14 protein-coding genes, 1 pseudogene and 1 riboswitch are annotated in these 13,698 nt (G+C 76.5%); of the genes and pseudogenes, 6 read left to right on the top strand and 9 right to left on the bottom strand.

Annotated elements, in window-relative coordinates:
- The first annotated feature begins 28 nt into the window (after window positions 1-28).
- The 4 genes and pseudogenes from GWJ10_RS15495 (at window position 29) to GWJ10_RS19900 (ending at window position 3,012) form a co-directional block, all read left to right on the top strand.
- Complete coding sequence (locus tag GWJ10_RS15495; RefSeq protein ID WP_163188421.1) at window positions 29-721, top strand: FCD domain-containing protein; 693 nt, start codon at window positions 29-31, stop codon at window positions 719-721.
- Window positions 722-747: 26 nt separating this feature from the next.
- Window positions 748-1,797 carry a quinone oxidoreductase gene (locus GWJ10_RS15500; RefSeq protein ID WP_163188423.1) on the top strand — a complete coding sequence of 350 codons (1,050 nt, stop codon included), beginning with the start codon at window positions 748-750 and terminating at the stop codon, window positions 1,795-1,797.
- Window positions 1,794-2,075 carry a hypothetical protein gene (locus GWJ10_RS15505; RefSeq protein ID WP_076406572.1) on the top strand — a complete coding sequence of 94 codons (282 nt, stop codon included), beginning with the start codon at window positions 1,794-1,796 and terminating at the stop codon, window positions 2,073-2,075. The genes GWJ10_RS15500 and GWJ10_RS15505 overlap by 4 nt, the downstream gene beginning before the upstream one ends.
- 36 nt (window positions 2,076-2,111) lie before the next feature.
- Window positions 2,112-3,012: pseudogene (locus GWJ10_RS19900) on the top strand (DUF4862 family protein).
- Window positions 3,013-3,086: 74 nt separating this feature from the next.
- Here the strand turns inward: GWJ10_RS19900 and thiD are convergent.
- Window positions 3,087-4,058 (bottom strand): bifunctional hydroxymethylpyrimidine kinase/phosphomethylpyrimidine kinase, encoded by a 972-nt coding sequence (gene thiD, locus GWJ10_RS15520; protein ID WP_163188425.1) that lies wholly within the window; start codon window positions 4,056-4,058, stop codon window positions 3,087-3,089.
- Window positions 4,052-4,146: riboswitch (TPP riboswitch) on the bottom strand. Its footprint overlaps the gene before it by 7 nt.
- Before the next feature lie 77 nt (window positions 4,147-4,223).
- Here thiD and GWJ10_RS15525 point away from each other — a divergent pair.
- Complete coding sequence (locus GWJ10_RS15525) at window positions 4,224-4,448, top strand: hypothetical protein (RefSeq protein WP_034651423.1); 225 nt, start codon at window positions 4,224-4,226, stop codon at window positions 4,446-4,448.
- Window positions 4,449-4,520: 72 nt separating this feature from the next.
- On the opposite strand, the gene GWJ10_RS15530 is transcribed toward GWJ10_RS15525, so the two are convergent.
- From GWJ10_RS15530 to infC, 8 genes are all read right to left on the bottom strand, one after another.
- A complete protein-coding gene (locus GWJ10_RS15530; protein WP_163188427.1) occupies window positions 4,521-5,405 on the bottom strand; it encodes an SDR family oxidoreductase in 885 nt (294 codons plus the stop codon).
- The gene (gene pheT, locus GWJ10_RS15535) at window positions 5,402-8,023 is read right to left on the bottom strand and encodes a phenylalanine--tRNA ligase subunit beta (RefSeq protein ID WP_163188429.1); all 2,622 of its coding nucleotides are present in this window, start codon (window positions 8,021-8,023) and stop codon (window positions 5,402-5,404) included. Before pheT ends, GWJ10_RS15530 begins: the two co-directional genes overlap by 4 nt.
- Entirely contained in the window at window positions 8,023-9,144 is a 1,122-nt protein-coding gene (gene pheS, locus GWJ10_RS15540; protein ID WP_083712017.1) for a phenylalanine--tRNA ligase subunit alpha, read from the bottom strand. The genes pheT and pheS overlap by 1 nt, the downstream gene beginning before the upstream one ends.
- A gap of 286 nt (window positions 9,145-9,430) precedes the next feature.
- Window positions 9,431-10,075, bottom strand: a complete 645-nt coding sequence (thpR, locus tag GWJ10_RS15545; protein ID WP_163188431.1) for an RNA 2',3'-cyclic phosphodiesterase — start codon at window positions 10,073-10,075, stop codon at window positions 9,431-9,433.
- Window positions 10,072-10,950: an RNA methyltransferase gene (locus GWJ10_RS15550; RefSeq protein WP_163188584.1), complete on the bottom strand. Its 879-nt coding sequence runs from the start codon at window positions 10,948-10,950 to the stop codon at window positions 10,072-10,074. The genes thpR and GWJ10_RS15550 overlap by 4 nt, the downstream gene beginning before the upstream one ends.
- Before the next feature lie 68 nt (window positions 10,951-11,018).
- On the bottom strand, window positions 11,019-11,405 hold the full coding sequence (rplT, locus tag GWJ10_RS15555; protein WP_024840664.1) for a 50S ribosomal protein L20: 387 nt from the start codon (window positions 11,403-11,405) through the stop codon (window positions 11,019-11,021).
- A 67-nt stretch (window positions 11,406-11,472) separates the two neighbouring features.
- The gene (gene rpmI / locus GWJ10_RS15560; protein WP_034653792.1) at window positions 11,473-11,667 is read right to left on the bottom strand and encodes a 50S ribosomal protein L35; all 195 of its coding nucleotides are present in this window, start codon (window positions 11,665-11,667) and stop codon (window positions 11,473-11,475) included.
- Between the two features lie 108 nt (window positions 11,668-11,775).
- On the bottom strand, window positions 11,776-12,795 hold the full coding sequence (gene infC, locus GWJ10_RS15565; protein WP_163188586.1) for a translation initiation factor IF-3: 1,020 nt from the start codon (window positions 12,793-12,795) through the stop codon (window positions 11,776-11,778).
- Between the two features lie 381 nt (window positions 12,796-13,176).
- On the opposite strand from infC, the gene GWJ10_RS15570 reads away from it, so the two are divergent.
- Complete coding sequence (locus tag GWJ10_RS15570; protein WP_081600341.1) at window positions 13,177-13,641, top strand: Fur family transcriptional regulator; 465 nt, start codon at window positions 13,177-13,179, stop codon at window positions 13,639-13,641.
- The last annotated feature ends 57 nt before the right edge of the window (window positions 13,642-13,698 follow it).

The raw sequence follows: 13,698 nt of genomic DNA on the forward strand, positions 1-13,698 counted from the left end.
AAGTCCTCAGACAACCTGAGAGGTTTCCATGACCGCGCTGCAACGACGCCCGCTGGCCGACCAGGCGGCCGAGCTCCTGCTCGAGCGCGTGCGCTCCGGTGCCTGGCCCCTCGACCACCGGCTGCCCGGGGAGCAGGCGCTCGCCGCCGAGCTCGGCGTCGGCCGATCGACCGTCCGCGAGGCGATCCGCCAGCTCGCGGGCCGCGGCGTCCTCGACAGCAGGCAGGGCTCGGGCGTGTACGTCGTCTCGACGGACACCGCCGACGACTGGGACGAGGTGCTGCGCCGCGGCGAGATCGTCGACGTGCTCGAGGTGCGCGCGGCGCTGGAGGCGGAGGCCGCGGGGCTCGCCGCCGCGCGCCGCACGCCCGCGGACCTGCGCACCATGACGACGGCGCTCGCCCGCCGCGGGCAGGTCACGGCGACGGCGTCGCCCGCCGAGTACGTTGACGCGGACCTCGCGTTCCACCGGGCGGTCGTCGACGCCGCGCACAACGCGGTGCTCGCCGAGCTCTTCGCGACCTTCGTCCCGCGCCTGCGTCGCGCGATGGTCGCCATGGTCGACCTCGACCGGACGGGCACGACGCACCGGGACGACCAGGACGCGCACGAGGCGATCCTGGACGCCGTCCGCGACCGGGACACCGGCCGCGCCGCGGCGGCGGCGCGCGAGCACCTCGCGGCCGTGCACGCGAAGGTCGCCGACCGAGGGCGACCGTGACCGCCGCGCGACCCTAGGCTGAGGTCATGCACGCGATCGTGGCCCGCGCGGCGGGCGGTCCCGAGGTCCTCGAGTACACCGAGCTGCCCGACCCGTCGCCGGGCCCGGGGCAGCTTCTCGTCCGCTCCGCGGTGGCGGGCGTGAACTTCATCGACACGTACAAGCGCTCCGGCGTGTACGCGATGGACTACCCGCACGTCGTCGGGAGCGAGGGGGCGGGGGTCGTCGCCGAGGTGGGCGAGGGGGTCGAGGGGTTCGCCGTCGGGGACCGCGTCGTGTGGACCGAGGCGCCGGGGTCGTACGCGGAGCTCGTCGCGGTGGACGCCGGGCAGGCGCTGCACGTGCCCGACGCCGTCGCGCTCGAGGACGCGACCGCCGTCGCGCTCCAGGGGCTCACGGCGCACTACCTGTGCACGTCGTCGTACCCCGTCCGCCCGGGCGACCGCGTGCTCGTGCACGCGGGCGCGGGCGGCGTCGGGCTGCTCCTGACGCAGATGCTCGTGGCGCGGGGCGCGCACGTGATCTCCACGGTCTCGACCCCCGAGAAGGCGGAGCTGTCCCGCGGCGCGGGCGCCGAGCACGCGATCCAGTACACGGCGTTCGCCGACCTCACCGCCGAGCTGCCCGAGGTCGTGCGGGGGCTCACGGGCGGCGAGGGCGTCGCGGCGGTGTACGACTCGGTCGGCAAGGACACGTTCGACGCGTCGCTCGCGTCGCTGCGCCGCCGCGGCACGCTCGTCCTCTACGGCGGCTCGTCGGGGCAGGTCCCCCCGTTCGAACCGCAGCGCCTCAACGCGGGCGGCTCGCTGTTCCTCACGCGGCCCAAGCTCGCCGACCACACGGCGACGCGCGCCGAGCTCGTCGAGCGCGCGACCGAGGTGCTCGGCGCCGTCGCGGGCGGCACGCTGCACGTGCGCGTCGGCGCGACGTTCCCGCTCGCCGACGCCGCCGACGCCCACCGCGCGCTCGAGGGACGGGCGACCACCGGCAAGGTGCTGCTCCGGCCCGCCGGGGCGGACGACGCTCCCGCCACCACGACCGGCACGACGACCGGCACGACGACCGGCACCGCGTGAGCTGGGACTGGGTGCCGCCGCGTCCCGGCGAGGAGGACGGCTCCGACGGCGGCCCCTCCCCCGCGCTGCGCCGCACCGTGACCGTGCTCGCCGTGCTGCTCACCGCGGTGTTCGTCGTCTACTACGTGACCGTGGCGGTGCGCCAGCAGGCGGACGCGTGCGTCGCCGACCGGCCCGCGGGCGTCGCGGTGCAGGACGTCGAGGCACGGTGGCGCTGGGTCCCGCCGGGCTACGCGTGCGAGTACGCCACCGCCGACCAGGACGTCGCCCGCGCCTGACGCGTGAGGCACCCCCACCACGACCGACGAGGACCGATGACCGACCTGCACGACCGCCCCCTGACCCTGCTCGGTGCCTACGCCCTCGCGGGCGTCCCCGACCCGGGCGGCTGGTACGCCGCCCTCGACGAGGACGGCCTCGGCGGCCTCGAGCACCCCGTCGACCCGGACGACCCGGGCGCGCTCGCGACGACCGCGGCCGCGCTGCCGGCGCACTGGGCGCTGCTGCCGACGACGGTCGCCGCGACGGCCCGCCGCGCCGGGGCCGACCGCTCCTACGGCCTCGCGTCCGACGACGAGGAGGGTCGGCGCGAGGCGGTCGACGGCGTCGCACGCGTCCTCGCGGCCGTGACCCGGCTCGCCGAGGCGGAGGGTCGACAGCGCGTCGTCGCGGTCGAGCTCCAGTCCGCGCCCGGTCCGGGCCGCGGAGAAGGGCTTCCTCGCGCTCGACGACGAGATCGCCGCCGTCGCGCGCGCGGCCCGGGACACCGGCCACCCCCTGCACGTCGGGCTCAACTGGGGCCGGTCCGCCATCGAGGGGCGCAGCGCCGCGACGCCCGTCGAGCACGCGCGGGCGGCCGCGGGCGCGGGCCTCCTCGCGAGCGCGATGCTCTCCGGTGCCGCGGGCCGGGCCGGCCGGTGGGGCGCGCCGTGGGCGGACGCGCACGTGCCGCCCCACGGCCCGGACCCCGCGCTCCCCGGCCCGGACGAGTCGATGCTCGGCCCGGCCGAGGTGCGCGAGTTCCTCGCCGCGGCCGGCCCCGTCCCGCTCGTCGGCGCCAAGGTGACCACGCGGCCCGCGGACGCCCCGCCCGCGCAGCGCCTCGCCGTCGCGCGCGCGACGCTCGCCGTGCTCCGCGACGCGCTGGCCGACCTCGACACCGACCGCGGAGCCGACCGCAGGGCCGCCCACGCACCGAGCCGCCCCACGGCCTGAGCGCGTCCCGCGGGGCCGGGCGCAGGCACGTCACGGCAGCCCGGGCTCGCCCGGTCGGCCCGGTCGGCCTGGGCTCAGCCCGGCCGCACGGGCGCCGAGCGGTGCAGGTGGTCCACGGGCCCCCGGCCCGTCCCCACCCGCAGCGCGGCGCCGGCACGCAGCGCGCCCGTGAGCCACTCCTTCGCCTCGCGCGCGGCCTCCTCCCAGCTCGCGCGCTGCGGCCGCAGCGCTGCGAGCGCCGCCGAGAGCGAGCACCCCGTGCCGTGGGTGTGGGGCGTGTCGACGCGCTCGGCGTCGAACGTCGTGACGGTGGCCGCCCCCGGCGCGCGGCCCGTCGTCGGCCCGGGCGCGGGGACGACGAGCGCGTCGGGCGACGTGCGTCCGGTGAGGTGACCGCCCTTGAGCAGCACGACGGCGTCGCTCGCGGTCGCGTACGCCGTCGCCTGGCGCAGGGCGTCGTCCCACGTCGTCGCGGGCTCCTGCCCGCCGAGGACGGCGAGCTCGGGCAGGTTCGGCGTGACGACGTCGGCGCGCGCGGCGAGGTCGCGCACGGCCTGCTCGGCGCCCGCGTCGAGGAGACGGTGGCCGGACGTGGCGACCATCACCGGGTCCAGGACCACCCAGGGCCGCGGACCGCCCGCGGCGGCGCGCGCCGCGGCGAGGTCGTCGAGCCACTCCCCGACGGCACGGGCGTTCGCCTCGTCTGCGACCATGCCGATCTTCACGGCGTCGACCTCGACGTCGTCGGACACGGCGTCGAGCTGCGCGCGCAGGAACGCCGGCCCGGGGACGTGCACCGACCGCACGCCGTGGGTGTTCTGCGCGACGAGCGCCGTGGTGACGGCCATGCCGTAGGCGCCGTGCGCGCAGAACGCCTTGAGGTCGGCCTGGATCCCGGCACCGCCGGTCGGGTCGGTCCCCGCGACGGAGAGGACGCGGGGGCGGGACGGGGCCCGGTCAGGCCGACGGCCCGGGTCGGGTCGGTGATCACGGTCCGCGGGGGCGGGGACCGGGTCGGAGGTGTGCCGAGGCAGGGCGAGCTTCATCGCGCGGACATCCCTTCGCTGGTACGAGCCAGATCAGGTTCGACGGGTCTCATCTCAGCCCCGGTGCGGGGCACCCCGTGTCGCGGGCCATGCTACGCGGCGACCCGTGCGCTTTTCACCCGCCCCGACGCGTGAGACGACGCGCGTGCGCGCGTCTTTCCGGGTATGACGCAGCACGTCGCCCCCGCGACCCGCCCCTTCCTGCCGGACGCGCCCGTCCCGGTCCAGGTGCCCGCCCTCTGCACGACGTTCGACCGCGACGGCCGGCGGGTCGTGCTCACGGGCGTCGTCACGCACGACGCAGGCGGGCTCGTGGCGTTCGAGTACGAGCACCCCGAGCGGGGCCTGTGGCACGTGTGGGTCGACCGGGACACGTGCGTCCCGCTGTGACCCGGTGCCCGGACGCACGGACGCCGCCCGACCGGGGGGTCGGGCGGCGTCGGCCGTGCGGGGTGCGTGCGCTCAGCGGGCGGGGAGCTCTCCCGGCATCGGGTCGTCGGCGCCCCAGCGCGTGACGCGCAGCCGACGGCCGTCCGGCCCGGGCAGCGCGACGCCCGCGCGGGCGGCCTCCTGGGCGGCCGCGCGGAGCGACCCGGGCGAGTCGTGCGTCACGCGCACGAACGACCCCGAGAACGCGTCGAGCTCGCCGCGGGCGATCGCGACGACCATCTCGACCGTGCGCTCGACGGGCGTCCACTCCGTGCGGCCCTCGTGCATGACCATGGACGCCGTCATGTCGGTCTGCACGACGCCCGGCGACACCTCGAAGGTCCGCAACCCGAGCGCGTGGCCCGAGCGGTGGACGTTCGCCCCGAGGCGCAGCAGCGCCGTCTTGCTCGCGTTGTACGCGCTCGCGCCCTCCATGTCGTGAGAGCCCGCGCCGCTGTTGAGGTCGACGACGCGGCCGCCGCCGCGCGCGAGCATCCCGGGCACGACCGCGCGCGCGAGCAGGAACGGCCCGCGCACGTTGGTCTCCAGGACGGCCCACCACTCGTCGGGGTCCGCCTCCCAGAGCGGCACCTCGGCGTCGACCCGGCCCGCGTTGTTGACGAGCAGGTCCACGCTCCCGAGCGCGGCCTCGGCCTCGCGGACGGCCGCGGCCACCGCCGCCGCGTCGGTCACGTCCGCCGTGACGACGACGGCCCGGCCCGCGCCGTCGAGCGCGGCGATCTCGTCGGCCACCCCGGCGAGCCGGCCCGCGTCGCGCGCGAGGAGCGCGACGTCGAGACCGGCCGCGGCGAGCCCGACGGCGACCGCGCGGCCGATGCCGCGCGACGCCCCGGTGACGAGCGCGGTGCGCGCGGGCACCACGTCCGGCGTCGTGCCCTCCCCCGGTGCGTCGCTCATGCGCGCAGCTCCGCCCCGACGCGCTCGCGCGCGGCGGCCACGGCGCCCTCCCGGACCCGCGCGACGTCGTCGGCGGTGAGGGTGCGGTCCGCGGCGCGCAGCCGCAGCGAGAACGCGAGCGACTTGCGCCCGGCGCCCACCTGCTCGCCCGTGAAGACGTCGAACAGCACGACCTCCTCCGCGAGCTCGCCGGCGCCCTCGACGACCGCGGCGCGCAGCGCCTCGGCCGGCACGTCGGCGGCGACGACGAACGCGAGGTCCTCCTTCGCCGCCGGGAACCCGGAGACCGGCGTCGCCTGGACGGGCTCGTCGGACGCACCTGCGACGAGCGCCGACAGGTCGAGCTCGAACGCCACGGAGCGGGCGGGCAGGCCGACGTTCTCGAGCACCTTGGGGTGCAGCTCGCCCGCGTGCCCGACGACCGTCCCGTCGGCGAGCTCGAGGCGCGCGCAGCGGCCGGGGTGGAACGGGGCCCGCGCGGTGTCGGCGACCACGCGCACGGCGTCGTCCCCCCGCAGGCCGGCGCGGTCCGCGACCAGGCGCGCCGCGTCGAGCGCGTCCGTCCAGTCCGCCGGCCGGCCGGGGCCCCACCAGCCCGCCCGCTCGCGACGACCGACCAGGACGCCCGCGACGTGGCGCGGCTGCGCCGGGAGCGCGGCCTCGATCGCGGCGAGGTCGTCGTCGGAGGGACGCACCCCGCCGGGCAGCGACGGCGCGGCCGGGGCGCCCGGGCGCGGGTGCGTCACGAGCCCGACCTCGAACACGGCGACGTCCCCGAGCCCGCGGCCCACGTTGCGGCGCGTGGTCTCCAGGAGCGTGCTCAGCACGTCCGTGCGCATCAGGGGACGGTCGTCGGCCAGCGGGTTGAGCAGGCGCAGCGCCCGGCGGCGCTCGTCGTCCGCGGGGATCCGCAGCGCGTCGAGCTCGCCCTCGCCGACGAACGGGTAGCTCAGCGTCTCGACGAACCCGTGCTCGGCGAGCGCGCGGGCGACCGCCCGGCGCACGCGCTGCTCGCGCGTGAGCCCGCGGCCGCCGGGAGCGGCGGGGAGCACCGACGGGATCTCGTCGTACCCGACGAGGCGCGCGACCTCCTCGACCAGCTCGGCCGGCTCGGTGAGGTCGGGGCGCCACGACGGCGGGGTCACGACGACGACGCCCGTCGCGGCGGCGTCGTCCGCGGCGACCGTGCACCCGATCGCCCCGAGCGTCCCGACGACCTGCTCGAGCGTGTACGGCACGCCGACGAGGCGCTCGGCCTCGCCGACGGGCAGGCGGATCGGGGCGGGCGCGGTCACGCGGTCGAGGTCGCTGACGGCCGGGTCCGCGATCCCGCCGCCCAGCTCGACGAGCAGGTCGACGACGCGCTGCGCCGCGACCGCGGGCAGCTGCGGGTCCACGCCGCGCTCGAACCGCTTCGCGGCCTCGCTCGACAGCTTGTGGCGGCGCGACGTGCGCGCGACCGTCACGGGATCGAAGTGGGCGGCCTCGACGAGCACCGCCGTCGTCTCCGGCCCGACCTCCGACGAGGCACCGCCCATGACGCCGGCGAGACCCAGGACGCGCGCGCCGCGCGCACCGTCGGGGCTGTCGGTGATGAGCAGGTCCTCCGGGTCGAGCGCGCGGTCCACGTCGTCGAGCGTCGTGAGCCGCTCGCCCGGGGCGGCGCGCCGCACCACGACGGGAGCCGCGACCTTCTCGAGGTCGTACGCGTGCAGGGGCTGCCCGAGGTCGAGCATGACGTAGTTCGTCACGTCGACCGCGAGCGAGATGGGCCGCATGCCCGACGCCGTGAGGCGGCGCTGCAGCCACGCGGGCGTCTGCGCCGCGGGGTCGAGCCCGCGCACGACGCGCGTGACGAAGCGGTCGCACCCGACGACGCCGTGGACCGGCGCCGCGTCGTCGACCTCGACGGGGAAACCGTCGGGCGTCGCCGCGGGCGGGGGCGTGGGCAGGGAGCCGGGCAGGCCCGGGTCCGTGAAGCGCGCGCCCGTCGAGTGCGAGAACTCGCGCGCGACGCCGCGGTAGGAGAACGCGTACCCGCGGTCGGGCGTCACGTTGATCTCGAGCACCTCGTCGCCGAGCCCGAGCAGCGCGACCGCGTCCTGCCCCGGGGTGAGGTCCTCGGCCGCGTACCCGAGCCGCGGCAGCACGATGATGCCGTCGTGGTCCTCGCCGAGGCCGAGCTCGCGCTGCGAGCAGATCATGCCGTCGGACACGTGCCCGTACGTCTTGCGGCTCGCGATGGGGAACGGACCGGGCAGGACGGAGCCCGGCAGCGCGACCACGACGAGGTCGCCCGGCGCGAAGTTGTGCGCGCCGCACACGATGCCGCGCGCACCGCCCGCCGGCATGTCTGCCGGCTCGACGCCCTTGATCTCGGCGGCGTTGTGCTCCGGCCCGACGTCGACCAGGCACCAGTTGATCGTCTTGCCGTTCTTCTGCGGCTCGGGCGTCATCTCGAGGACGCGCCCGACGACGAGGGGACCCGTCACGGCCGCGCCGTGGATCGCCTCCTCCTCCAGGCCGACGCGGACGAGGTCGGCGGCGAGCCGCTCGGCGGTGAGCCCCGCGGGCAGCTCGACGTGGTCGCCCAGCCAGTCGATGGCGACGTACGGCATCAGATCTCCGTTCCGAACTGGGCGGAGAAGCGCACGTCGCCCTCCACCATGTCGTGCATGTCCGCGATCCCGTGGCGCAGCATGAGCGTGCGCTCGATGCCCATGCCGAACGCGAAGCCCGAGTACTCGTCGGGGTCGACCCCGACGGACCGCAGCACGTTCGGGTTGACCATGCCGCAGCCGCCCCACTCGATCCAGCCCGGCCCGCCCTTCTTCTGGGGGAACCACAGGTCCATCTCGGCGCTCGGCTCGGTGAACGGGAAGTACGCGGGCCGCAGGCGCGTGCGCGCGTCCGGGCCGAACATCGCGCGCGCGAACGCGTCGAGCGTGCCGAGCAGGTGCGCCATGGTCAGGCCCTTGTCGATCGCCAGGCCTTCGACCTGGTGGAAGACGGGCGTGTGCGTCGCGTCGAGCGCGTCCGTGCGGAACGTCTTGCCCGGGCACGCCACGTACAGCGGCACGCCGCGCTCGAGCAGCGAGCGGGCCTGGACCGGCGACGTGTGGGTGCGCAGCACGAGGTTCGACGGCTCCGCGCCGTCCTCGCCGTCGGGGCCGGCGACGTAGAACGTGTCCTGCATCTGGCGCGCGGGGTGGTCCACGCCGAAGTTCAGGGCGTCGAAGTTGAACCACTCCGCCTCGACCTCGGGGCCCTCCGCGATCTCCCAGCCCATACCGACGAAGAAGTCCGCGACGCGCTCCTGCAGCGTCTCGAGCGGGTGCCGCGCGCCCGCGGGGACGCGGTCCACGGGCAGCGTGACGTCCACGGCCTCCTCGACGAGGACGCGCTCGTCGCGCTCGGCCTCGAGCTCGGCCTGGCGCGCGGCGAGGGCCTGGTTGAGCCGGCCGCGCAGCGGGCCGAGGAGCTTGCCCGCGGTCTTCTTGTCCGCGGGGGCGAGCGAACCGATCTGGCGGTTCGCGAGCGCGAGCGGGCTGCGGTCGCCCGCGTGCTCGGTGCGCACGCGCTTGAGCGCGTCGAGGTCGCCGGCCGCGGCGACGGCGGCGAGCGCGGCGTCGAGCGCGCGCTGCAGCGCGTCGGCGTCGAGCGGGGAGGGTCCGGTGGTGGTGTCCGGTCCGCCGTCGCCCGCGTGGGGGGTGACGACGTCGGCGTCAGGGCTGGACATGCGTGCCTTCCTGGCGAGGGCGGGACTGCGGGGAGCGGACGACGGCCGGCGTCGACCCGCGGCACGCGCCGCTCGGGGCGGGGCGTGCGGGGCGCGCACGTGCGCGCGTCGCCGTCATTCTAGGGCGCCCGTCCGGGCCAGGACCCGTCCCGCCACGAGGCGGGCGGGGAGCACGCGTCAGTCGCGCGGGCCCGTGACGGGCCCGGGAAATCGACGACCACCGCGCAGGCTCATGCGGCCCATCCTCGCACAGGCGTCTCCGGGCGCGGCCGGAGGGTGGTCCCGCTCAGCGCGCGGCGGGCCCGAGCGGCAGGGTCCGCAGCGTCCGGTGCACCGGGTGCCCCGAGGCGTCGCCGAGGTCGGACTCGACGAGGTGCAGCGCGTCGGTCGTCCACCCCGGGCCGGCGTACACGGCGAGGGCCGCGGCGGGCGCGGCGAGCGGGTCGCCCGCGGTGCGGTCGGGACGGGTCGCGCCGCGACCGCGCGCCCGGCGGTTCGCCTGGCGCGCCCCGGCCGCGGCCCGCGCGACGGTGAGGTGCGCGCGCTGCCGGGGACGGCGGTCCACCCGCACGCCCGCGTCGCCCGCCGCCTCGGCGACCGCGGCGCTCAGCGCCCGCAGGGCGTCGGCACCGTCCCCGCCGACGCCCACCCACAGGACGCGGCGGTCGAACACGCCGGCGCCCCGGAGCCGGAGGTCGAGCGGTGCGGCGTCGTGCGCGACCGGCTCGAGCGCCGCCGCGAGGTCGGGGACGGCCCCCTCGGGCACGTCGCCGAAGAACGACACCGTGAGGTGCCACAGCTCGGGGGACGTCCAGCGGACGAGCGGTGCGCCGTCGGGCCGGCGGGCCTCCTGGGCGTGGGCGTCCGCGAGGGCGAGCGCGAGGTGGTCGAGCGCCGCGGCGCTCGGGTAGAGCGCGGCGAACAGTCTCACGCGCCGCCCTCCGGGTCGGCGCCCGGGCCTCGGGCGGGCCGGTGCGCGCGGCTGGAGGCGTAGAGGCAGACCGTCGCCGCCGTCGCGAGGTTCAGGGACTCGGCCCGGCCGCGGATCGGCACGCGCACGACGGCGTCGGCCAGCGCGCGGTCCTCCGGGGGCAGCCCCCACGCCTCGTTCCCGAAGACCCATGCGGTCGGCGCGGCGAGGTCGACCGGGCGCTCCGTACCGGCGCCCTTGGCGCCGGCCACGTCGAGCAGGTCGTCGAGGTCGAGGTCCCCCGCGCCGTCGGCGGCGAGGACCGCGAGCCCCGCGCCGCGCAGCGCGGCGACGGCCTCGGCCAGGCTCACGCCCGTGACGACCGGGAGGTGGAAGAGCGACCCGGCCGTCGAGCGCACGACCTTCGGGTTGTGCACGTCGACGCTCTCGCCGGCGAGCACGACGGCGTCGGCCCCGGCGGCGTCCGCCGCGCGGACCACGGTCCCCGCGTTGCCCGGGTCCCGGACCGTCGCGAGCACCGCGACGAGCGCCGGGCGATCGCGCCGCGCGAGCGTCGCGACGACGTCCTCCAGCCGCGGCGCGTCCGCACGCACGACGGCGAGCACGCCCTGCGCGTCGGCGCTCATCGCCGCCAGCACCTCGGGCGTCGCGCCGTGCACGTGCAGCCCGGCCGCGCGCGCGTCGGCGACGATCTCCGGGTGCCGGTCCGCCGCAGCGGGCGTGACGTAGACGTCACGGACCCGGTCTGAGGCGCGCCGGACGGCCTCGCGGACGCCCTGCGGGCCCTCCACGAGGAGCTGTCCGTGCCGTGAACGCGCCGGACGCCCGGCCAGCGCACGGACCGCCTTGACCCGGTCGCTGCGAGGGTTCGTCAGCGTGGGGTCGAGCGGGCCGGGCGCCGGACGGGCGTCCGTGGCCGACGGGCGGCCGGGCGAGGCGCTGGTCAGGCTGCGGCCTTGGGCGCGTTGACGTCCTCGGGGAGCGCGTCCTTCGCGACCTGGACGAGCGCGTTGAACGCGGCCACGTCGTTGACCGCGAGCTCCGCGAGCAGGCGACGGTCGACCTCGACACCCGCGGCCTTGAGGCCCTGGATGAGGCGGTTGTACGTCAGGCCCTGGGCGCGCGACGCAGCGTTGATGCGCTGGATCCACAGCTTGCGGAAGTCGCCCTTGCGCGCCTTGCGGTCACGGTAGGAGTAGACGAGGGAGTGGGTGACCTGCTCCTTCGCCTTGCGGTAGAGGCGCGAGCGCTGGCCGCGGTAGCCGCTGGCGCGCTCGAGGGTCGTACGGCGCTTCTTCTGGGCGTTGACCGCCCGCTTCACGCGTGCCACGTGATGCTCCTTGCAGTTCGGGGCTCAGGGGTGAGCCGGTCGGTGGCGGGTCCCGCCACCTGCCGGGTCACTTGCCGAGCAGCTTCTTGATGGACTTGACGTCGGCGGGCGAGACCACCTGGTCGGCAGCGAGGCGGCGCTTGCGCTTGGTCGCCTTGTGCTCGAGGTAGTGACGGGCGTTGGTCTGCTCGCGCATGACCTTCCCGGAACCCGTGATGCGGAAGCGCTTCTTGGCACCCGAGTGCGTCTTGTTCTTCGGCATGACTGCCGTCTCTCCTTGTGTCCGGTCAGCCACCTCGCGGTGGCCGACGTGTTCGGGTCCGGGCCGGTGGGCCCGGACCCCGAGCAGGGTCCGTCCGTGGTGCCGGTGTCAGCCGGCCTTGCCGCGCGGCGTCGGCTTGGGTGCCGGCTTGGGCGCGGGGCGCGGGACGCCCGGCTTCGGCGCGGCGGGCCGGGGTGCTGCGGGCTTCGCGCCGTCCGACGACGCGGGCGAGGCCGCGGGCGTCGGGCGCGGCGCCGCCGGCTTCGAGTCCGCGGCCGGCCGAGCCGCGGGACGCGGGGCAGGAGCCGACCGCGGAGCCGGAGCAGACCGCGGAGCCGGAGCAGACCGCGGAGCCGGAGCGGAGCGCGGAGCCGGAGCGGCCTGCGCCGGGGCCTCGGCCGGGGCGGGCTCCTCGACCGGGGCGGCGGCCTCGACCGCGGCCGTGGTCTCCGTCGCCTCGACCGCGCCGGTGGCCTCGACGGTCTGCGTCTCGACCGTCTCGGGCTCGTCGGTCACGTCCGCGTCGTCGCCGGAGCGCGCAGCGGCGCGCTGGGCGGACTTGGTGAGACGCGGCTCGGCCTCCTGCGCGCGCTTGCGCTGCTCGCTCTTGGCGTCGGCCTTCTTCTTCACCGGACCGAGCACCATGGTCATGTTGCGCCCGTCCTGCTTCGGCATGGACTCCACGAAGCCGAGCTCCGCGACGTCGTCCGCGAGGCGCTGGAGCAGGCGGACACCCATCTCGGGGCGCGACTGCTCACGGCCGCGGAACATGATCATGACCTTGACCTTGTCGCCCGCCGCGAGGAAGCGCTCGACGTGGCCCTTCTTGGTGCCGTAGTCGTGCGGGTCGATCTTCAGGCGGAAACGGATCTCCTTGAGGACCGTGTTCGCCTGGTTGCGCCGCGCCTCACGCGCCTTCATGTCGGACTCGTACTTGAACTTGCCGAAGTCCATGAGCTTGGCGACGGGGGGCCGGGCGTCCGGGGCGACCTCGACGAGGTCGAGGTCCGCGTCCTGGGCAAGGCTCAGGGCAACCTCGGTGCGGACGACGCCGACCTGCTCCCCGCCGGGACCGATGAGTCGGACCTCGGGGACGCGGATCCGATCGTTGATGCGAGGCTCGCTGATGTGATGCTCCTAGGAAGTCGTCGGTAGACCGCCCGGACACGAAGAAGGCCTCCGTCCCTGGCGCAGGGCGGAGGCCATCAGGTCGGGACGTCACGCGAACGCGACGACCACGGCGGAACGGTCCCCGAGGGGCTCGCTCCGGACCAGGACCCGGCCTCTGTCGCGACGTGAGTCGGCGGTCGAAGCCCGGGTGGGATGTCATCCACTTGCGCACCCGTACGTGTTCCCCACCACCCGGAACCGGGCGGTGCGGACACGAACGGGTCGGTCAGCTGTCAAGGATAGCAGAGCGGCCGTGCAGGTCGAGCCGACCGTACCCGTGGACATCTGATCCGATCCATCAATGGAACTCTTCCAGAATAGGGGGGTAGAGTGGGCGCCATGACCACAGGAGCGACGTCGACCGCGGGCACCGGCCTCGAGGACGGGCCCCGCCGCGCACGCCACGAGAGCGAGCTCCGCGACCACGGCCTGCGCGTCACCGCCGCACGCCTCGCCGTGCTCGACGCCGTCGAGGTGCAGCAGCACGCGGACGCCGACGACGTGCTGCGCGCCGCGCGCACGGCGCTCGGCTCCGTCTCCGTCCAGGCGGTCTACGACGTCCTGCACACGCTCACCGACAAGGGGCTCGTGCGCCGCATCGAGCCGGCCGGGCACCCGGCCCGCTACGAGCGCCGGCTCGGTGACAACCACCACCACGTGGTGTGCCGGGGCTGCGGCGCCGTCGCCGACGTGGACTGCACCGTGGGCCACGCCCCGTGCCTCACCCCCAGCAGCACCGCGGGGTTCCGGATCGACACCGCCGAGGTGACGTTCTGGGGACTCTGCCCGGACTGCGCCGACTGACCCCGCACCACCCGCTCCGGGGCCTCGTGCACCCGGAGCGCGTCCGTTTCCTCACGG

The sequence above is a fragment of the Cellulosimicrobium sp. SL-1 genome (assembly GCF_011033075.1).
In the GTDB taxonomy this organism is placed as follows: Bacteria; Actinomycetota; Actinomycetes; order Actinomycetales; family Cellulomonadaceae; genus Cellulosimicrobium; species Cellulosimicrobium funkei.

Excerpts from the sequence above, each read along its gene's own strand:
- GWJ10_RS15495 (WP_163188421.1), top strand. The coding sequence starts at position 29 with ATGACCGCGCTGCAACGACGCCCGCTGGCCGACCAGGCGGCCGAGCTC.
- GWJ10_RS15500 (WP_163188423.1), top strand. The coding sequence starts at position 748 with ATGCACGCGATCGTGGCCCGCGCGGCGGGCGGTCCCGAGGTCCTCGAG.
- thiD (WP_163188425.1), bottom strand. The coding sequence starts at position 4,058 with ATGAAGCTCGCCCTGCCTCGGCACACCTCCGACCCGGTCCCCGCCCCC.
- GWJ10_RS15525 (WP_034651423.1), top strand. The coding sequence starts at position 4,224 with ATGACGCAGCACGTCGCCCCCGCGACCCGCCCCTTCCTGCCGGACGCG.
- GWJ10_RS15530 (WP_163188427.1), bottom strand. The coding sequence starts at position 5,405 with ATGAGCGACGCACCGGGGGAGGGCACGACGCCGGACGTGGTGCCCGCG.
- pheT (WP_163188429.1), bottom strand. The coding sequence starts at position 8,023 with ATGCCGTACGTCGCCATCGACTGGCTGGGCGACCACGTCGAGCTGCCC.
- pheS (WP_083712017.1), bottom strand. The coding sequence starts at position 9,144 with ATGTCCAGCCCTGACGCCGACGTCGTCACCCCCCACGCGGGCGACGGC.
- rpmI (WP_034653792.1), bottom strand. The coding sequence starts at position 11,667 with ATGCCGAAGAACAAGACGCACTCGGGTGCCAAGAAGCGCTTCCGCATC.
- GWJ10_RS15570 (WP_081600341.1), top strand. The coding sequence starts at position 13,177 with ATGACCACAGGAGCGACGTCGACCGCGGGCACCGGCCTCGAGGACGGG.